Genomic DNA, 18,170 nt, shown 5'->3' with positions numbered 1-18,170 from the left:
GCTACGGAATGAGGGTATGGGGCGCAGATGCTGCGCTTCAGCTGGACGAGAATTCGTTCACGATCCGGGTGGTGTTGTCGACGCTCGTTACCTTCTCCGGCACCACAAAGACCAGCCAGGACTTTGCTGTGCCGGGTGTCGGGCCGGGTAACGGTGTTGCAATCGTGATACCGGCAGGCGTTTACGACGGCAATCAGAGGCAGCACGAAACGGAGCTCGTTGACGGTATAGCGAGGGTTTACAACCACACCAGAACTTACGGCTCAAGCACGGTTTCAAACGGCACCATGCGGCTGCTTGTCATGAGGTTTTCATAATGGCGGAAGCATATGGCCTGGAGTTTTCCAATAACAGCAATGTGGTAATTCTCGATTCGCAATATGCGCGTCTGATGGTGATTGCTTCGGGACGCTATCAGCCCACCGAGGAAAGCGGCCTTGGCTCAACCACCTACTTTCCTCGGCCTGTTACATCACAAGAACCGCCCTTGGTGTTTGTTCGGCCCGACACTGTGAATGCGGTTGCAGGGCTTTGCATGATGCGTCTTGTCGGATCGGCCGGTAACTGGACGGGTTTCTATGTGCGGGCGTATGACGTGAACACTGCTCAACCCAACGGCCGCTATTTCGTTGCTCAATTTGCTGCCCAGCCGGTGGCTGACTTTGGGATGCGACTATGGGATGGGTCGACCAATTTGCTTTTCGATTCCGGGACCCCTAGGGAGGCGCTGATTTATTCGATTTTTCGTCCCTGCAACGCTCTGGAGGCCTTGATTTATCTGGGGGCAACAGCTGGGTTTTAGAATAAATCAGCGTCTCCCTAGCGCAAACTTTACTCGCGCGTTTCAAAATTGGACCTACGAGAGATTTGATTATTCATCGCAAAATCTGGTTCGTTGTTACTACTCAGTGCCATTTAACTTTCCCGAAAATGAATATCTGCTTATCAATTCGTTCGGTATGGGTTTGAACTCGGGTAGCGCCATATCGCGGGCACTGTATTGCTGGTGGGACTTTCCGAACGCCAAACTTTACGCAATCACTATTGCCGCCGCTAACCCAACAGCATTTTTCCTACCGGCAGTCTTCGCAAAGATGAATGTCTGAAATCCATTTAGTGAGTAACAAATATGCCTTGGCTTAGAAACGGTACTGTGTCGGTGACAAACGGATCAACAGCTGTAACTGGCGTGAACGTAGCGTTTGACGCTAACTCGCGAGTGGGTGATGCATTCATAGGTCCGGACGGACTTAATTACGAGATCGCCAACGTGGCCAGCCCCACGGTTATCTCGATTCTGCCACCCTATAAGGGCGCGACAGTCAGCGGTGCCGCATACGCAATCATGCCTGTGCAAGGCTACGATAAAATGCTGCGCGACGCTTTCAACCAGCTGCGAGTACAGTTCGGCGACAAGATGGCCGCACTCGGCACCACTGGCAACTACGACACGCTTCCTGTAGACAAGGGCGGCACTGGCGGAGCTAACCCAAAGGATGCCCGTACCGGACTCGGCTTGGGCTCGGTGGCCGTTGAGAACACAGTCCCGGTCGCGAAGGGTGGCACGGGTCGCACGGACGGAAAGGCGCTGTTATCTGAGGTGGGAGTTCAGCAGGCCGCTGCTCTTTATGGATCTCAGGGGCTGTACGTGGGGTGGAACTCATCTGGCTTGGGAGAAGGTCACTTCATCGTGAACCGCGGCGGTGGCGCTGGTGGATTCACGTGGCGCTCGGTCAACGGGACCAATACTGCGACCGGGCCCAGCATGAGCTACAGCTACGACGGGTTGTTGTCGGTCCCATCAATCACTGTGACGGCTGCGCCTATCGCAATTGCTTCCGGCGGCACTGGCGGTAACACTCAGGGCACAGCGCGGAATGCGCTAGGTGTCGGCCCAGACTCTGCTCCCACGTTTGCGGGCTTGGAACTCAGCAACACCAGTCCCTACATCGACTTCCACTACAACAAAACCGCAGCAGACTATGACGTCAGGATCATCAACCAAAACCCCGGAATTCTTACAGTCGCGGGTGCGCTTGAAATTACTGGACGGGTATCTTCAGCTGGTACTTGGTGCAGAGCAGGCCTGAGCGCAGGCCGTGGGGGCACGGTTTACAACTACAACTGGACCGGTTCCAACGTTGACGTCTGGATCGACAACACCTACGTCGGGACCATGACGCTGTTCGGTTCTGACTATCGGTTCAAAAAGTACATCAGCGACGCGAAAGTGTCGTCGTACCTTGATCGGATCGACGCTTACAGAATCGTCACCTACCAGCGCAAGGTGTTCGGCGCAGTTTTTAGTGGCGACGGCACCACCTATCAAGGTTTGATTGCGCATGAGGCGCAGGCGGTTAACCCCTTGGCCGTGACTGGCGAGAAGGACGGCGTCGACGAACAAGGCAACGCACGTATCCAGCAGCTCGACCCGATGGCCTTGATCACCGACCTGATGGGGGCCGTGAAAGAGCTTCACGCCGAAGTGATGGCGCTGAAGGCCGCTGCACAGCCAACGGCCGAACCTGCCGCCGCGTAACACCTGCACAGCAACACCCGCACCCCGCCATCGAGCGGGTATTTTTTTGCCTGGAGAAACACCGATGCCGATCACCGCGCAGCAACTACTGCAGACACTCCCGAACGCCGGCCAGAAAGCCGGCGTTTTTGCACCCGTCCTCAACACGGCGATGAGCAAGTACCAGATCGTGACGCCGTTGCGCATCGCAGCTTTCATCGCCCAGGTCGGTCATGAGTCCGGCCAACTGCGTTACGTGCGCGAACTGGGCGGCAGCGCGTACCTGTCGAAGTACGACACCGGCAAGCTGGCTGAACGCCTGGGCAACACGCCAGAGGCGGACGGCGATGGCCAGCTCTACCGTGGGCGGGGCCTGATTCAGGTGACCGGAAGGGCGAACTACGAGGCTTGCGGCGAAGCGCTGGGGCTGGACCTGATCAGCCATCCCGAACTGCTCGAGCTGCCGCAGTACGCCGCAATGTCGGCGGCTTGGTTCTGGCACCGGGCCGCGCTCAACACGCTGGCCGACAAGGGCGACTTCCTGACCATCACCAAACGCATCAACGGCGGCACCAATGGACTGGCTGACCGTCAGGCGCTGTACGCCCGAGCGCTTGAGGTGCTGGCGTGAAGGCCTTGCCGTGGAGGGCGGTGGGTTTGCTGCTGATTCTGCTTGCGCTGGCAGGTGCGTTGTACGGGGCATACCGGCACGGCGTGACCGTTACCGATCTGGCCTGGCAGGCGAAGTGGGCAAAGCAGGTCAGTGCCCAATCCGAAGCGGTGGCCACCACGACCACCGACTACCGAACCGAAGAACAACGCCGCCAGAAAGCGGCCAACCAGGTGGCAAACGATGCAAGACAAAACCAGACCGCTGCGCTTACTGATGGCTCTGTCGATGATGCTTCTGGTGAGCTCATGCGCATCGAAGCCGGAAAAATGGCAGCAACGGCAAGTTGCGTGCCCAGCGATACCGGAGCTGCCGAACGAGGCAAGGCAGCCACCCGCGCCGCTATGGTGCTCTCCGACCTGCTCGGCAGGGCTGACGCGCGAGCGAGAGAGCTGGCTAAGGCTTATGACCAGTCCCAAATAGCAGGGCAGGCGTGTAACCGCCTTGTTGATGCGCTCCCAAGACCCCTGATTACCTCCGAGTAACGGAACAATAAAATGGCAAATACCCAGCTGATTCAAAGAGACATGGGGCGGACGATGCTGATCGTCAAAGCAAACGGCGGCACGGTGACGGTCGAGAAAAAGGCCGGCGATAACTGGGTTGTGACCGATACGCTTGCCAAGGACGGCGGATATCTTCTGGAGCTGGGTAGCTCCTATACCCGGATCACCCCGACTGCCGGCGCTTATTTCGAGGTGACGCGATGAGCCTTCTGGTTAATCCGGCTCCACGCCGTCAGCCAATCCGCCGTGGCCTGGGCCTGCTCGGTGACAGCTTCTCCGGCAACTGCCACACCGTAGGCCCGACCGTTTACGGAACCGAGGCCTACGGCTATGCGGCGATGATTGCGGCGCGCACCGGCCTGTTCCCCAGCTACCTCGACAACCAGGGAAAGGTCGGTGACCACACCGGCCAGTTCCTTGCCAAGCTGCCGGCCTGCATCGCGTCGTCCACCGCCGATCTGTGGATGCTGCTGTCCCGCACCAACGACAGCACAACGTCGGGCATGACGCTGGCGGACTCCAAAGCCAACGTGATGAAGATCGTCACCGCGTTCCTGAACACTCCGGGCAAGTACCTGATCGTGGGCACCGGAACTCCGCGCTTCGGCAGCAAGGCGCTGACCGGGCAGGCGCTGGCTGATGCGATCGCCTACAAAGACTGGGTGTTGAGCTACGTCAGCCAGTTTGTACCAGTGGTGAACATCTGGGACGGCTTCACCGAAGATATGACCGTGGAGGGTCTGCACCCGAACATCTTGGGCGCGGACTTCCTCAGCTCACGTATCGTGCCGATCATCAATGCCAACTTCGAATTCCCCGGCATCCCGCTGCCGACGGACGCCGGCGACATTTATTCGACTATCAGGCCCTATGGCTGCCTCAATGCCAACCCGTTGCTGACGGGCACTGGCGGCACGCTTCCGGCTGGCGTGAGCGCTGTGGCTGGGTCTGTGCTGGCGGACGGCTACAAGGCAGTTGGCTCTGGCCTGACCGGTATCACCACGCGGTGGTACAAGGAGCCTGCCGCCTACGGCGAGGCGCAGTGCATCGAACTGGGCGGAACCCTGGCGGCGGCGGGTGGCTATGTGTATGTGCAGCCGATCGCCAACGTCACAATGGGCAATCTGGCAGCCGGCGACGTCATCGAGATGGTATCGGCCGTGGAGATTGCTGGTTCATCGCGCGGAATTCTGGGCTGGGAGGCTGAGCTGACATTCACCAAGCCCGTCAGCGGCACGTCCACAACAATCTACTTTCGGTCGATGGACAAGTACCAGGAACCGTTCACGCTACCCGCCAGCTTCATCGGGCAACTTGAGACGCAGCGCGGTACTGTTGATCTGACCGAGACGGTGATCACCTCGCGCATGGGTCTGTACCTGGCCGTCGGCGTGGCGCAGAACACCACGGTGAAGGTCGCGCAGTTCGGCATCCGCAAGGTTTAGGCTGCCGCCACCTGTCGAAAATCTACTCATACAGTATTGCCCGGCAAACCCCATATCGATTCTACTGGCTGCATATACAGTAATTCGGTAGCGTAAAATGCACTATCTCATCCTCAGGCGGCGTCATCTTGGCATCGCCATCGACCGCAAGGAGCTTCACCGGATTGAGCCGGTCCGTGGTGATATCCAGATTGCCGAGTACAAGATCGAGGCGCTGGGCCGCATCGCTATCAGCGCCTTCCTGTACAAGTCATCACCTCATCTGCCGGACGTGATACCGCCACTCATCGATGTCACGATCACCAGCATGGCAACCAACGGAAAGAACCTGACCGGTATTGAGCAGGTCGGTGATGCCTTCTATTGGCAGTCGTGGTGGTGCCGGGAGGTGGTGCTTGGACAAGACTGACCCGCTGGCCGAGTGGAATCGGTGCATTGATGACCGCGGGTCGTTCCTGGCTGAGCATGACCAGCACCGGCAACGACTGATCGACCTGGCTAAAGCTGCACTGGACGGCGGCCAGGTGTGCAGCGAAGAGTTCGGCGAAATGCTCGAGCTGCTCGACTGCGCCAAGATTTGGGTTGAGATAGAACTGGCTGAAGCTGAGGGGTTTGGTTTGTTCGTCGGCAGGACGCCGGGGAAGGGTGCGTGACTTTTGCGTGACTTCTCGTACACCTATGATGATCTATAGCTATTCGATTGCAGCGAGCGCCATAGAAAACAGCCATAGGCTGTGTGTTTGCTGGGGTGCCACAGGCATGGGGTGCTAGGGGTCGAGTGTTCGAATCACTCCGTCCCGACCATATTTTTCAATGATTTAGCCACCTTCGGGTGGCTTTTTCATTTTTGGATGTGGGTACTTTCGCGGAACATCATTCGATTCACTCTTCAAAATCGTCAATATCAGCTCAAGCGAGTCGGTAGTGAATAACATGTTCGCAGCCTCCAGCTTGCCAAGCTCCGCACCTTAGTAAATTGCTGTACCTTTGAACGGGGATAGTTGCGCTGGCGACTATCTATATTCAGTTGCTTCCGACTTCGATTGCTCCGCCACTTCCGTTATGTCGTATATGGTGGGCGTCGGAGCCGAGCTGCGCCTATGCCGGCCCGCATGTTGATAAAAGGATGGGCAGCCGATAGACAGCTAGATTTGATGTTTGAGATGCCACTTTGACACACAGCCGAACGCGTGTTTGGGTCCTAGCTAGGAATCCCATTCAACGGCTTTCCTCGCTGGTTTCTGTTCGCGGGACCTAGTGATGGTTGAGGCGACCGAGCTACCTAGGAGGGTGTAGACAAAATCATGTAGTGAGTCGGCGCGCGAGTATTCGAGCCTCGGCCAACCAAACCCATGCCTCGCTTACCGCAAAAAGGCGATCATGATGCATGATCAGTCGCCGAGCTCTCTCATTCCAGGCATGAGTTCGCTCCACTACCCATCGCTTGGGCATGACCACAAATCCAGTCTGAACAGGCTCCACGGAAAATAGATCGCCTTGTTCAGAGTGCCATTGCCCTGTTCTTCTGTTATTCGGGCCACGGATCACTTGAACATCGATAGCGTGCAGTTGATGGGTGCGCTGTGCCCATTTTCCTGCGTACGCACTATCAACAAAAAGCGTGCTCAGTGACGGATATTTTTCCTTCGAGTACGCCACCGCATCATCCGCCGCGTCACGATCCTGCACGCTTGCAGCACTGATACTGACAGCCAGCAGCAGGCCCAATGTATCGACAATCAGACTTCGTTTACGCCCCTTCACTTTTTTGCCTGCGTCGTAGCCGCTGTCACCGCCTTGAGGAGAACTGCGGGTCGACTGTGAATCCAGGATCGCTGCTGACGGGCTGTCAGCGCGTTCTTCCCGCTCACGCCATTGAGCTCGCAAGCGATCATGCATTTGCTCGAACTTGCCTTGAGCGCTCCACCGGCGGAACGTTTTGTAGACATTGTCCCAATGAGGAAAATCGCGGGGTAGCATTCGCCATGAGCACCCCGTGCGTACGACATAGCAACAGGCTTCCAGCAACGTGCGCCGAGAGTGAAGCGGTGGCACTCCTCGTCCGCCCTGGCTTTCAAACAGGTCGGCGACCAGTGCCCACTCGGTATCTGTCAAGCAACTCGGATATAGCTGCTCCGGCAGTTGGCGGCGGTGGGTTTCATTGTAGCCATAGGCTTTATTAGGTTCAGGTGACTGAAAACTTCCCTTGGCCCGCTGCTTTACACGCGTAATCCCTGCCATTTTCAACGCTTTTGCAAAGGTGTCGGGATGCGCAGTGATACCGGTTTCGGCGAAGAATACGAGCGCCAATTCGGCCTGGCTGGAATAGGGCTGTGCATGAGCGAGTTTCACCAGCACGGGATAGTGCTCGGCGGCAATCGAGCGAGGACGTCCGGTTTTAGGCATGGCTTGAGGGCTATTCAGACAAGGGAGTGAAAGTTTAATTTATTTTGTCTACACCCTCTAGGGAAGGTCTGAAAAAGCCTTTTCTTCAAAAGTCGAAGCCAGTAAATACAGGCGCTCCAGCCCGGTTCCTCTCCAAAAAAATGGGCTTTTTCAGAGGATACCTAGGGAGGCGCTGCAAAAATAGCCAACTGTCCCCACCCTTGGCACACTAAGTTCCTTCAACAGCCTCCCTCTCCGTGAGCGTTACGCGCGTGCAGAAGACCTTCTCCGAACTCGAATATACCGGCAAGAAAAAGCAGACTCGCCGAGATCGCTTCCTGGCTGACCTTGAACAGTTGGTGCCCTGGGCCCTGCTGGAGGCGCAAGTGGCGCCGTTTTATAGCAACACCGCAGGCAAGCGCGGACGCCCTGCGATAGGGGTGTCGCGCATGTTGCGCATGTACGTCGTGCAGCAGTGTTTCGGTTTCTCCGATGAAGGTTGCGAAGATGCCGTCTACGACAGCCAGGCCATCCGCGGTTTTATGGGTATCGACCTGGGTCGCGAGTCTGCACCGGATGCCACCACCTTGCTGCGTTTTCGCCGCTTGCTGGAAGTCCATCAGCTAACCCGGCTGCTGTTTGAAACGATTAACCAGCATCTGGCCAGCCGGGGGCTGCTGCTCAAGGAAGGCACTATCGTCGACGCTACTCTGATCGCCGCGCCGCCCTCGGTCAAGAACCGAGAAGGCAAGCGTGATCCTGAGATGCATCAGGCCAGGAAAGGCAATCAATGGCACTTTGGGATGAAGGCCCACATTGGTGTAGACGCCACGTCGGGGCTGGTGCACAGCGTAGTAGGGACGGCCGCTAACGTGGCGGATGTCACCCAGGTTGGCCAGTTGCTTCACGGTGACGAAACCTATGTTTCGGGTGACGCTGGATACACCGGTGCGGCCAAGCGACCGGAGCATGCTGAACGGGACGTTATCTGGTCGATTGCAGAACGGCCAAGCAGTTACAAGCAGCACGGCGAAGGCAGCGTGCTGTATCGGGTCAAGCGCAAAATTGAATATGCCAAGGCGCAACTGCGTGCCAAGGTCGAGCACCCCTTCCAGGTAATCAAGGTGCGCTTCAATCATCGCAAGGTTCGCTACCGTGGGCTGGAAAAGAATACAGCGCAGTTGTTCAGTTTGTTTGGGTTGGCCAATCTGATGCTGGCCAAGCGGTATTTACAACAGACGGCAGGATAAATCCGTCTGAAAGGCGGGACTGGCCCGCCTTTCAGCAAAATGAGGGCAGAAATCTGCTCGAGAAACGTAAAATAAGGCCGGCAGGTTGAAAAAAACCGGCTTGGAAATGGGGACGGTGCGAACGGGTTAATTGTTCAGCGTCTCCCTAGAGGGTGTAGACAAAATAAATTAAACTTTCACTCCCTTGTCTGAATAGCCCTCAAGCCATGCCTAAAACCGGACGTCCTCGCTCGATTGCCGCCGAGCACTATCCCGTGCTGGTGAAACTCGCTCATGCACAGCCCTATTCCAGCCAGGCCGAATTGGCGCTCGTATTCTTCGCCGAAACCGGTATCACTGCGCATCCCGACACCTTTGCAAAAGCGTTGAAAATGGCAGGGATTACGCGTGTAAAGCAGCGGGCCAAGGGAAGTTTTCAGTCACCTGAACCTAATAAAGCCTATGGCTACAATGAAACCCACCGCCGCCAACTGCCGGAGCAGCTATATCCGAGTTGCTTGACAGATACCGAGTGGGCACTGGTCGCCGACCTGTTTGAAAGCCAGGGCGGACGAGGAGTGCCACCGCTTCACTCTCGGCGCACGTTGCTGGAAGCCTGTTGCTATGTCGTACGCACGGGGTGCTCATGGCGAATGCTACCCCGCGATTTTCCTCATTGGGACAATGTCTACAAAACGTTCCGCCGGTGGAGCGCTCAAGGCAAGTTCGAGCAAATGCATGATCGCTTGCGAGCTCAATGGCGTGAGCGGGAAGAACGCGCTGACAGCCCGTCAGCAGCGATCCTGGATTCACAGTCGACCCGCAGTTCTCCTCAAGGCGGTGACAGCGGCTACGACGCAGGCAAAAAAGTGAAGGGGCGTAAACGAAGTCTGATTGTCGATACATTGGGCCTGCTGCTGGCTGTCAGTATCAGTGCTGCAAGCGTGCAGGATCGTGACGCGGCGGATGATGCGGTGGCGTACTCGAAGGAAAAATATCCGTCACTGAGCACGCTTTTTGTTGATAGTGCGTACGCAGGAAAATGGGCACAGCGCACCCATCAACTGCACGCTATCGATGTTCAAGTGATCCGTGGCCCGAATAACAGAAGAACAGGGCAATGGCACTCTGAACAAGGCGATCTATTTTCCGTGGAGCCTGTTCAGACTGGATTTGTGGTCATGCCCAAGCGATGGGTAGTGGAGCGAACTCATGCCTGGAATGAGAGAGCTCGGCGACTGATCATGCATCATGATCGCCTTTTTGCGGTAAGCGAGGCATGGGTTTGGTTGGCCGAGGCTCGAATACTCGCGCGCCGACTCACTACATGATTTTGTCTACACCCTCCTAGGAAAATCCCTTTGGTATTGATTGTTTTGCAGGGCGCGGCTCAGTACATACCTGGGGGATATAGGGTGCTTAGGCCTATAGCATAGGTTTCGCAGTAGTGCTAAATTGCTACCTCATCTGCATCAGGAGACAAACATGACTAGGGAAGATTTGTTTAAAAGCCACGTTCCCCCAGCAAGAACTCCTCCGGCTCCCCAAGCTCCGGCGACACCGCCAAGTTCTCCGGCACCTTCGCAGGAAAAGCGCTGAGCCTATGGACAGATTTGATGAGCGATCTCACTTTGAAGCAGTCGGAGATATTCGATACTCCGTGAGGTACTTTCATCTCCAAAGCCGGCTTTTTGGGAAAGTTGACGGTCTATTCAAACTGATTTACGTAATCGCTGGCAGCTCTTCTTTCGCGGGCTTTCTGACTGGCAGCCAGCAGCTCGCTGGGGTTGCGGGGCTTGTGACGGCCGCAGTAACCGCGCTGGACATTGTATGGTCGCCAGGCTCAAAACGCTTGATTTGTTCGGAGCTTGCCAAGCGTTATACAGAGCTAGATCGAAAAAGCAAGAAGCTCACACTTGAGGAGCTTGACGAGGATATATGGCGACTTAGGGAGACGCTGATTTATTCTAAAACCCAGCTGTTGCCCCCAGATAAATCAAGGCCTCCAGAGCGTTGCAGGGACGAAAAATCGAATAAATCAGCGCCTCCTTAGAGAAGCTGATGCACCAGCCATAGAAGCCCTGAGAGTAACTGCTTACAACGATTCTGTAGTTGAGAGGGGGTTGGCGTCGTTCCGGATTGACACCACATGGTGGCAAAGGCTGATAGCTGCCTTGGCTTGATCGCGAAAACATCTGAAAATTGGCTGCTAATGCGGGTTTCGCTCTTGGGCGTTAGTGCGCAAACTGCTTTGAGCAGGTACGCATGCATGAGCATCACTCTATCCCATACTTAATTGATACCCTGGTGCTTAACCATATTACAGTAACCTTGGGGTCCTGCATCAGCCGTGAAGATCGTGAAACTGTGCTGCAATCCATCGCGTGCTATGCACCCAATGCCACAGTCTTGGAAAGCTCAATACGGGCAAGGTAAACCTGCGTCTGGCTGGCATTAGTTTTATTCATAGGGTATTGATAGTCAGTCCGGCATTTTTCCGGGCAACCATGGAAGAATCACCAATATGTTGAAAGCGCTCGTGTTGCCTCTTGTATTAATATTTGCCACTCCCGCTTTCGCCGATCTGAAGCTTAGCGATCCTGGTAAAGTCTGCTCATTACTCACGGATCAAGGCCTTAAAGGCAGAAAATGGACACACTATGGTGACGGCACGTCGGGTTGTGCCAGCAGTTACAAAGAGATAGGTGGTGGACTGCCATTGGCTAACAATCTAGCGTTTTATGCGAACGGTCAAGGAGAGACTGTTAACAATGTAAAGCTGGTGCTCAATTACAATCAACCTGACTCCGCAGTCGCGTCAGAAGCTGCTACTAAAGCACTCATCTCAGCGTCAGAGAAGCTTGCGCTGAGATATCTCGGCGCGAAACTGCCTAAATCCATAGTCACCGCAATTGACTGGGGGCGTAGCGCCAAGGTGAATATAGGTAGCGGAGCGGTTGAAGTTGTTCGGGAAGAGTGGACCTCGGGGAAGGGGTACGAGATTCAAGTCATAATGGACTAACCTGCCCGGCGGGTCGTTGGGCTTCAGAATCTTCACCGACGGCTTTGCAGTCCCTTGTCATTTACATCCTCGACCAGGCGCTTAGCTTAGCAGTGACATAAACACTCAGCACCAAGAGAACCCGCCGAAGCGGGTTCTTCACCCCCCCAACCCCCGCGCAGTCCCCACATCCGTAATCAACACATCCAGATACCCCCCCAACAGCGCCCCCCTTATCGCCTGCACCTTCCTCACCCCCCCAGCCAACCCCAGCACCCTATTAATCGACCGCAACTTACCCAACCCCATCGACACCACAAACTCTTCATCCTCCTCAAGCACCGGTTTCCCATGCGCATCAAAGTACCGCAAGCAAATATCCCCAACCGCTCCCCGCTCAGCCAGCACGCGCAACATGTCTTCGGTGTAGTAATTGCCGCTGTTGCGTAGCAGTTGTGAGGGTTCGAGTTCGCCGATGCCGACGATGGCGAGGGTGATGCTGTCGAAGCGGTGGAGGACTTCTTTGACTTCTTCCATTTCGACGATGCGCTGTTTGCTTTCCACCGACTGCTCGATGCTTTGCGATGGCAGTAGGAAAGCGGGGCAGTTGAGGAGGGTGGCCAGGCGTTGGGTCAGCAAGGTGGCTTCGAAGGCGCCTTTGTTGCCGACGCCGCCGAGCAGTTGCACAACTTCCTGGGCACTTTGTTTGCCGGGTTGCGGGTGCATGTGGCTGACCATCGCGCGGATGGTGCTGCTCCAGGAGGAGATGCCGATGTGGTCCTGAGCGCTGAGGCTGGTTTCCAGGTAGTGCGCGGCGGCGGAGCCGATGGCTTGTTTAATGCTTTCTTCGTCGTCCGGCTCGGTGGCTTCGACGACGATCACCTGGCGAATGCCGTACATCTTTTGTAGCCGGGTTTCCAGCTCCAGGTGCAGGCCTTGCGGGCGCATGACGGTGATTTTCACCACGCCTTCCTGCAAGGCGCGGCGCAGGGCGCGGCTGATGAAGGACTGTGAAAGATCGAGCCGGGTGGAAATCTCGGACTGTTTGAGTCCTTCTTCATAGTAGAGGCTGGCGATTTTGCTCATCAGCCGTTGTTCTTCAATCTGGCTCATGCAGGCCCCAAAAAATGATAGCGATATCCCAAGTGGCGGCGAGGATACCAAACTGGCAGCGGGTCGTGCCTGCCATCGCGGTCAGGACATGATCAGCCCGCCGTCGATGTTGATCGCCTGGCCGGTCAGGTAGGCGGCGTCGTCCGAGGCCAGAAAGGCGACCAGCCCGGCGACGTCCGAGGGTTTGCCGGCGCGGCGCATGGGTATGTTGCGCACCCACTCGGCCATCAGTTCGCCCTTGGCGTAGCGTTTTTCGTCGGTGCTGAGGATTTCGCCCCAGACGCGGTCGTTGTAGTCCCACATTTCACTTTCGATGATGCCGGGGCAGAACGCGTTCACCGTGATGTTATGCCGCGCCAGTTCCAGCGCCAGGCTCTGAGTGATGCCGATCACGCCCATCTTGCTCGCGGCGTAATGTGGAGTGTAGATGAAGCCCTGGCGGCCCTGGCCTGACGAGGTGTTGATCAGCCGCCCGCTGCCTTGTTTGACCATGTAGCGGGCGGCTTCTCGGCAGCCGAGCCAGACGCCGGTAGTGTTGACCTGCAGGACCTTGTCGAAGTCTGCGCGGGGCATGCTTTCGCAATGGTCGATGGTGATGATGCCGGCGTTTTGCACTGACACATCGATGCTGCCGAAGCGCTCGTGGGCGCTCTGGTAGAGGCGCTGGATGTCGGCTTCGTCGGTCACGTCCAGGCCCACCGCGATGCTGTTGACCGCGTATTCGCTGGCCAGTTGCTCGGAGGTAAACGTCACGCGTTCGAGGTCGCTGGAAGCCAGCACCAGGTTGGCGCCTTCCTGAGCGAAGCGCTCGGCAATGCCTGCGCCGATGCCTCGGCAGGCACCGGTGATGACCACGGTTTTGCCGCTAAAACGTTGATACATGGGATGCTCCAGTGATGGGCAGGGCAGATTCACCAGCAGACGAATCCGCCGTCCACCAGCAGGTCGACGCCGGTACAGAATGAAGAGGCCTGACTGGCCAGAAAGATCGCCGGGCCGACCATTTCGTCGACGCTGGCCATGCGCCCCATGGGCGTGGTCTGCTCGAAAATTTTCACTTGCTCGGCCACTTCCGGACGCGAGTTCATCGGCGTGGCGGTGTAGCCGGGGCTGATACAGTTGACCCGCAAGCCCTTGTCCGCCCACTCCATGGCCAGGCTTTTGCTGAGGTGGATGACGCCGGCTTTCGAGGCGTTGTAGTGGGCTTGCAGCAGCCCGCGATTGACGATGCTGCCGGACATCGAGGCAATGTTGACGATGGCGCCTTTGCCGCGCGGCAGCATGACTGCCGCTTGGGCCTGGCAACTGAGGAAGATGCCGGTCAGGTTGATGTCGAGCATGGTCTGCCAGCGTTGCAACTCCAGCTCTTCGGCAGCCTGGGCGTTGGCGATCCCGGCGCAGTTGACGGCGACGCTGAGCGCGCCCAGTTCTGCCTCGCTGCGCGCGATGGCGGCATCCAGCGCGGCGCGGTCGGTGACGGTGCCTTCCAGCGCAAGGGCGCGGCGGCCCAGTGCGGCGATGCGTTCCACGGTGCTGCCGATGCCCGCGCTGCCCGGCAAATCGAAGCACGCTACGTCAGCCCCGGCTTCAGCGAGGCCTACTGCGATGGCCTGACCAATGCCGCTGCCGGCGCCGGTCACAAAAGCCACCTGACCATCAAGTCGAAAAAGTCGCATGTCGCTCTCCACGTAATCAGTGTGTTTGCATTCAGGCGGTGGCCATTTCCATGACTGACACCGGCGTTGCTTCGCCACGTTCGAGAATGCCCATCTGCCTGCCACGGCTCATGACCATGACCCGGTGCGACAGGCCCAATACTTCATCGAGGTCGGAACTGACCACGATCACGGCCATGCCGGTAGCCGCCAGTTCGGCGATCACCTCGTAGATCGCCGCCCGCGCACCGACGTCGATGCCTCGGGTCGGCTCGTCGAGAATGAACACTTTGGGGTTGCGGGCCAGCCATTTGGCGATGATGACTTTCTGCTGATTGCCACCGGACAGGCTGTCGATGCGCTGCTCGGGCGCACCTTTCACGCCGAGGCGCGAAATGGCGTTGCGGGCAAACTCGTGCAAGCTTTTTGGCAACACCCAGTTGCCGCTGTGCAGCAGGTCGGTGTTGCCGTAAACGAGGTTGTCCTCGATGCGGTGTTCGACCACCACGCCTTGCTGTTTGCGGTCTTCCGGCACCAGCACCACGCCTGCCTGAATCGCTTGCGAGGGTGAGCGCAGGTGGACGGTTTCGCCATCCAGCTGCATGTGGCCCTGAATATCCCGGGCTGCGCCGGCAATCACGCGGATCAGTTCGGTACGGCCTGCGCCGACCACGCCGGCGATGCCGATTACTTCTCCGGCGCGCACGCTGAAGTCGATGCCGTGCAGGGCAAACTCCCGGCAGGTCAGGTCCTTGACCTGCAGCATCACCCGGTCCTGCGGGGCCTGAAGGGCAGGGAATATGCGCTCCAGACTGCGCCCGACCATTTGCTCGACCAGTTCACGCACCGGCACTTGAGCCGTGGCATGCAGCGCGATCTGGCGACCATCGCGCAGCACCAGAATACGGTCGGCGATGCGCGCGATTTCTTCCAGACGATGGCTGATGTAGATGAACGACACGCTCTGCGCTTTAAGGCGCTCGACCTGCTGAAACAGCAGCTCGGTTTCTTCACCGCCGAGCGCGGCAGTGGGTTCGTCAAGAATCAGCAGACGTGCGTTCAGGGTCAGGGCTTTGGCTATCTCGACCAGTTGCTGCGCGGCCACGCTCAGGCCCTCGACCTTGCGCGACGCCGGTACATTCAGGCCCAGACGCTCGAGCTGTTTTTGCGCCTGCGCTTGCATGTAGTCGCGGTCGACCTTGCCGTGACGCATGGGCAGACGACCGACGAAGATATTTTCGGCAATCGACAACTGCGCCAGCAGGCGGATCTCCTGATGGATCAGGCCGATACCGGCCCCCAGCGCCGCACCCGGCGAGGCGGGCGCGTAGTCCTGACCGAGCCAGGTCATGGAACCGCCCGCTTCGGGCTGCACCAGGCCGGCGATGATCGAGGACAGCGTCGATTTGCCCGCGCCGTTCTCGCCAAGCAGGGCAAGCACTTCGCCCGGCCGGACATCGACATTGATCTGCGACAGCACCTGCACCGGGCCGTAGGACTTGCCGATGATGTTGCGCAGGCACAGCACCGCCTCAGGTGTGACCTCAGAGTTGTGGAGCGTCGGGTTATCCAGAACAGCGTGCATGGCGAACTCCCTGGCTCAAGGATGCTGTTGCAGGAAAGGCGCGACGTTGTCTTTGGTGGTCAGCACGGTTTCCAGCAGTTGCTCCTTGGGTACGGCTTTGCCTGCCTTGAGGTCCAGCGCAGAGGCGACGGCCATGCGGCCCATTTTTTGGGTCTGCTGGGTCATGGTCGCTTGTAGCACGCCGCTGTTCACGGCCTTGAGACCCGCCACGTCACCGTCGAAGCCGACCACCACCACCGGATGATCCAGATTGGCGACTTTCACTGCCTGCGCGGCACCCAGCGCCATGGCGTCGGCGCGGCCGAAGAACACGGTGATGTTCGGGTCACGCTGCAACAGGTCCTGGGCGACCGCGAAGCCTTTGTCCTGCGCCCACTCGGCAGGCTGTTCGGCGACGATTTTCAGGTCGGGGAAGCCTTTCAGGCCTTCCTTGAAACCTCTGGCGCGGTCGTTTTCCGGCGTGGTGCCCAACTGCCCTTGAAGGATGGCGATGCGGCCTTTGCCGCCCGTTACCTTGCCGACGTATTCGGCAAGCATGCGTGCACCGGCAACGCTGTCGCTGGCAATAAACGTATCGCCGGGTGCGTCAGGCGCGTTGCGGTCCACGGCAATCACCGGAATTCCCGCCGCCTTGGCGGCTTTGACCGGCACCCCGGCGGCAGTGGCGCCAGCCGGAATGTAGATCAGCGCGTCGATCTGGCGGGTGATCAGGTCTTCGATCTGGCTGACCTGAGTCGAGGAATTACCCTGGGCGTCAACCGTGATGATCTTCACCCCGCGAGCTTTGCCCTCGGCCTCGACCGACTGTTTGATCTGGTTGAAGAAGTCGGCCTGCAGGTTGGCCACGGCCAGGCCGATGGTCAGCTCCTTGGCCCAGGTCGAACCGGCCGTGGTGAGGGTGGCGGCGGCCAGAGCCGTGGCGAGCAGCAGTTTCTTGGTCATGAACATGGCGGTGACTCCTGATTTTATTGTTGGGGATGTCAGCATCGGTCAAGCGCAAAACGGCACAGCGTCTTAATGAGCACTGTTGGAACGGCGACGCAAGGTATCGATGGTCACAGCAAGGGCGATGACCACGCCTATGACCACTTGTTGAATGAACGGGGAAACCCCCAGCAGATTGAGGCCGTTGCGCAGTACGCCGATGATCAGCACACCGACCAGCGTGCCACCGACACTGCCGACGCCGCCGCTGAGGCTGGCACCGCCGATCACCACGGCGGCGATGGCGTCGAGTTCCAGAGTCAGCCCGGCGCTGGGTTGCGAGGAGTCAAGGCGCGCAGCCATGGTCACGGCAGCGATGCCGGCCAGTGCGCCGCTGATGGCGTACACCCAAAGCGTGATGGCCCGCACCTTGATCCCCGACAGCCGCGCCACTTCCGGGCTGCCGCCAATCGCGTACAGGTTGCGGCCGCCCGCGCGGAAACGCAGAAATACCCAGGCCAGCACCAGCATGATCAGAAACAGCCCGACGGTGGCTGACAGGAAGCCGAAATGACGCACGGTGGCCAGGTTGGTGAACCACTCCGGATAACCGACGATCTGCCGGCCTTCGGTGAGAATGTTCGCCAGCCCACGGGCGACCGACATCATGGTCAGCGTGGCGATGAACGCGGGCAGTCTGGCGTAAGTAATCAGCAGGCCGGACACCAGCCCGGCGAGCATGCCGGTTGCAATCGCCACGGGAATCGCCAGCCCCAGCGTCATGCCCTGATCCTGATAAAGCCAGCCGAGCATCATCATCGAGAAGGCCAGCACCGAACCGACTGACAGGTCAATGCCGCCGATGACAATCACGGCGGTCATGCCGATGGCGAGAATGCCCAGCACGGTCACCTGATCGAGAATATTCAGGCCGTTGCGCAGAGTGAAAAAGAATTCGGAGCTGAAGGAGAAGACCAGCACCAGCAACGCGAGGCCGATCAGCGGGCCACCAATGTTATTGGGCAGCAGCTTGAGCAACCCCCCACGGCTCTGCGGCTTGACGGCCTGATGCACTGGCGCTTTGGCGTCCATAGGGTTCTCCGGACTTATTCTTGTAGGAGTTTTTCGGGCTGCTTGAA

At 58.1% G+C, this 18,170-nt stretch carries 19 protein-coding genes and 1 pseudogene; 13 read left to right on the top strand and 7 right to left on the bottom strand.

All coding sequences use genetic code 11. The features are described 5' to 3' along the window. The first annotated feature begins 8 nt into the window (after positions 1 to 8). The 9 genes and pseudogenes from BLT55_RS10450 to BLT55_RS10405 all read left to right on the top strand — a co-directional run bounded on the left by BLT55_RS10450 (position 9) and on the right by BLT55_RS10405 (position 5,792). Complete coding sequence (locus tag BLT55_RS10450) at positions 9 to 317, top strand: hypothetical protein (protein ID WP_054999308.1); 309 nt, start codon at positions 9 to 11, stop codon at positions 315 to 317. Then, a pseudogene (locus BLT55_RS34775) lies at positions 317 to 1,106 on the top strand (hypothetical protein). Before BLT55_RS10450 ends, BLT55_RS34775 begins: the two are co-directional and overlap by 1 nt. 23 nt (positions 1,107 to 1,129) lie before the next feature. Next, on the top strand, positions 1,130 to 2,539 hold the full coding sequence (locus BLT55_RS10435; RefSeq protein WP_054999309.1) for a tail fiber domain-containing protein: 1,410 nt from the start codon (positions 1,130 to 1,132) through the stop codon (positions 2,537 to 2,539). 64 nt (positions 2,540 to 2,603) lie between these two features. After that, positions 2,604 to 3,149, top strand: a complete 546-nt coding sequence (locus BLT55_RS10430) for a glycoside hydrolase family 19 protein (protein WP_054999310.1) — start codon at positions 2,604 to 2,606, stop codon at positions 3,147 to 3,149. Next, entirely contained in the window at positions 3,146 to 3,673 is a 528-nt protein-coding gene (locus BLT55_RS10425; protein ID WP_054999311.1) for a DUF2514 domain-containing protein, read from the top strand. The genes BLT55_RS10430 and BLT55_RS10425 overlap by 4 nt, the downstream gene beginning before the upstream one ends. A gap of 12 nt (positions 3,674 to 3,685) precedes the next feature. Then, positions 3,686 to 3,898, top strand: a complete 213-nt coding sequence (locus tag BLT55_RS10420) for a hypothetical protein (protein WP_054999312.1) — start codon at positions 3,686 to 3,688, stop codon at positions 3,896 to 3,898. Then, complete coding sequence (locus BLT55_RS10415) at positions 3,895 to 5,139, top strand: SGNH/GDSL hydrolase family protein (protein WP_054999313.1); 1,245 nt, start codon at positions 3,895 to 3,897, stop codon at positions 5,137 to 5,139. Before BLT55_RS10420 ends, BLT55_RS10415 begins: the two co-directional genes overlap by 4 nt. A 97-nt stretch (positions 5,140 to 5,236) precedes the next feature. Then, a complete protein-coding gene (locus BLT55_RS10410) occupies positions 5,237 to 5,548 on the top strand; it encodes a hypothetical protein (protein WP_054999314.1) in 312 nt (103 codons plus the stop codon). Then, on the top strand, positions 5,535 to 5,792 hold the full coding sequence (locus BLT55_RS10405; protein ID WP_104442746.1) for a hypothetical protein: 258 nt from the start codon (positions 5,535 to 5,537) through the stop codon (positions 5,790 to 5,792). The genes BLT55_RS10410 and BLT55_RS10405 overlap by 14 nt, the downstream gene beginning before the upstream one ends. Before the next feature lie 649 nt (positions 5,793 to 6,441). Here BLT55_RS10405 and BLT55_RS10400 read toward each other — a convergent pair. Next, the gene (locus tag BLT55_RS10400; protein WP_004663854.1) at positions 6,442 to 7,545 is read right to left on the bottom strand and encodes an IS5-like element ISPsy19 family transposase; all 1,104 of its coding nucleotides are present in this window, start codon (positions 7,543 to 7,545) and stop codon (positions 6,442 to 6,444) included. 251 nt (positions 7,546 to 7,796) lie between these two features. Between BLT55_RS10400 and BLT55_RS10395 the strand changes: the two genes are divergently transcribed. The 4 genes from BLT55_RS10395 (at position 7,797) to BLT55_RS33955 (ending at position 11,775) form a co-directional block, all read left to right on the top strand. Beyond that, positions 7,797 to 8,774: an IS5 family transposase gene (locus tag BLT55_RS10395; protein WP_007247761.1), complete on the top strand. Its 978-nt coding sequence runs from the start codon at positions 7,797 to 7,799 to the stop codon at positions 8,772 to 8,774. A gap of 206 nt (positions 8,775 to 8,980) precedes the next feature. After that, positions 8,981 to 10,084, top strand: a complete 1,104-nt coding sequence (locus BLT55_RS10390; protein WP_004663854.1) for an IS5-like element ISPsy19 family transposase — start codon at positions 8,981 to 8,983, stop codon at positions 10,082 to 10,084. A gap of 272 nt (positions 10,085 to 10,356) precedes the next feature. Then, positions 10,357 to 10,806 (top strand): hypothetical protein, encoded by a 450-nt coding sequence (locus BLT55_RS33725; RefSeq protein ID WP_055000630.1) that lies wholly within the window; start codon positions 10,357 to 10,359, stop codon positions 10,804 to 10,806. Between the two features lie 471 nt (positions 10,807 to 11,277). Continuing rightward, complete coding sequence (locus BLT55_RS33955) at positions 11,278 to 11,775, top strand: hypothetical protein (protein ID WP_223862719.1); 498 nt, start codon at positions 11,278 to 11,280, stop codon at positions 11,773 to 11,775. A 138-nt stretch (positions 11,776 to 11,913) separates the two neighbouring features. Here the strand turns inward: BLT55_RS33955 and BLT55_RS10375 are convergent, their stop codons facing one another. The 6 genes from BLT55_RS10375 to BLT55_RS10350 form a co-directional block, all read right to left on the bottom strand. Then, entirely contained in the window at positions 11,914 to 12,867 is a 954-nt protein-coding gene (locus BLT55_RS10375; protein WP_074800372.1) for a sugar-binding transcriptional regulator, read from the bottom strand. Between the two features lie 81 nt (positions 12,868 to 12,948). Beyond that, positions 12,949 to 13,749, bottom strand: a complete 801-nt coding sequence (locus tag BLT55_RS10370; RefSeq protein ID WP_055001392.1) for an SDR family oxidoreductase — start codon at positions 13,747 to 13,749, stop codon at positions 12,949 to 12,951. 29 nt (positions 13,750 to 13,778) lie between these two features. Next, positions 13,779 to 14,543, bottom strand: coding sequence for an SDR family oxidoreductase (locus tag BLT55_RS10365; protein ID WP_055001391.1), 765 nt, complete (start codon positions 14,541 to 14,543; stop codon positions 13,779 to 13,781). A 31-nt stretch (positions 14,544 to 14,574) separates the two neighbouring features. Next, positions 14,575 to 16,107, bottom strand: coding sequence for a sugar ABC transporter ATP-binding protein (locus tag BLT55_RS10360; protein WP_055001390.1), 1,533 nt, complete (start codon positions 16,105 to 16,107; stop codon positions 14,575 to 14,577). A 15-nt stretch (positions 16,108 to 16,122) separates the two neighbouring features. After that, positions 16,123 to 17,055, bottom strand: a complete 933-nt coding sequence (locus tag BLT55_RS10355; RefSeq protein ID WP_055001389.1) for a sugar ABC transporter substrate-binding protein — start codon at positions 17,053 to 17,055, stop codon at positions 16,123 to 16,125. 66 nt (positions 17,056 to 17,121) lie between these two features. Further along, positions 17,122 to 18,123 carry an ABC transporter permease gene (locus BLT55_RS10350; RefSeq protein WP_055001388.1) on the bottom strand — a complete coding sequence of 334 codons (1,002 nt, stop codon included), beginning with the start codon at positions 18,121 to 18,123 and terminating at the stop codon, positions 17,122 to 17,124. Positions 18,124 to 18,170: the final 47 nt, after the last annotated feature.

This window comes from Pseudomonas cannabina (assembly GCF_900100365.1).
GTDB classification, from domain to species: domain Bacteria; phylum Pseudomonadota; class Gammaproteobacteria; order Pseudomonadales; family Pseudomonadaceae; genus Aquipseudomonas; species Aquipseudomonas cannabina.
The sequence above is the reverse complement of the archived record's forward strand: the minus strand, read 5'-3'. Positions and strand labels throughout refer to the sequence as shown.

Coding starts and splice junctions, on each gene's coding strand:
- BLT55_RS10450 (WP_054999308.1), top strand. CDS start 9: ATGAGGGTATGGGGCGCAGATGCTGCGCTTCAGCTGGACGAGAATTCG.
- BLT55_RS10435 (WP_054999309.1), top strand. CDS start 1,130: ATGCCTTGGCTTAGAAACGGTACTGTGTCGGTGACAAACGGATCAACA.
- BLT55_RS10430 (WP_054999310.1), top strand. CDS start 2,604: ATGCCGATCACCGCGCAGCAACTACTGCAGACACTCCCGAACGCCGGC.
- BLT55_RS10420 (WP_054999312.1), top strand. CDS start 3,686: ATGGCAAATACCCAGCTGATTCAAAGAGACATGGGGCGGACGATGCTG.
- BLT55_RS10415 (WP_054999313.1), top strand. CDS start 3,895: ATGAGCCTTCTGGTTAATCCGGCTCCACGCCGTCAGCCAATCCGCCGT.
- BLT55_RS10410 (WP_054999314.1), top strand. CDS start 5,237: ATGCACTATCTCATCCTCAGGCGGCGTCATCTTGGCATCGCCATCGAC.
- BLT55_RS10400 (WP_004663854.1), bottom strand. CDS start 7,545: ATGCCTAAAACCGGACGTCCTCGCTCGATTGCCGCCGAGCACTATCCC.
- BLT55_RS10390 (WP_004663854.1), top strand. CDS start 8,981: ATGCCTAAAACCGGACGTCCTCGCTCGATTGCCGCCGAGCACTATCCC.
- BLT55_RS33725 (WP_055000630.1), top strand. CDS start 10,357: ATGGACAGATTTGATGAGCGATCTCACTTTGAAGCAGTCGGAGATATT.
- BLT55_RS33955 (WP_223862719.1), top strand. CDS start 11,278: ATGTTGAAAGCGCTCGTGTTGCCTCTTGTATTAATATTTGCCACTCCC.
- BLT55_RS10375 (WP_074800372.1), bottom strand. CDS start 12,867: ATGAGCCAGATTGAAGAACAACGGCTGATGAGCAAAATCGCCAGCCTC.
- BLT55_RS10370 (WP_055001392.1), bottom strand. CDS start 13,749: ATGTATCAACGTTTTAGCGGCAAAACCGTGGTCATCACCGGTGCCTGC.
- BLT55_RS10365 (WP_055001391.1), bottom strand. CDS start 14,543: ATGCGACTTTTTCGACTTGATGGTCAGGTGGCTTTTGTGACCGGCGCC.
- BLT55_RS10360 (WP_055001390.1), bottom strand. CDS start 16,107: ATGCACGCTGTTCTGGATAACCCGACGCTCCACAACTCTGAGGTCACA.
- BLT55_RS10355 (WP_055001389.1), bottom strand. CDS start 17,055: ATGTTCATGACCAAGAAACTGCTGCTCGCCACGGCTCTGGCCGCCGCC.
- BLT55_RS10350 (WP_055001388.1), bottom strand. CDS start 18,123: ATGGACGCCAAAGCGCCAGTGCATCAGGCCGTCAAGCCGCAGAGCCGT.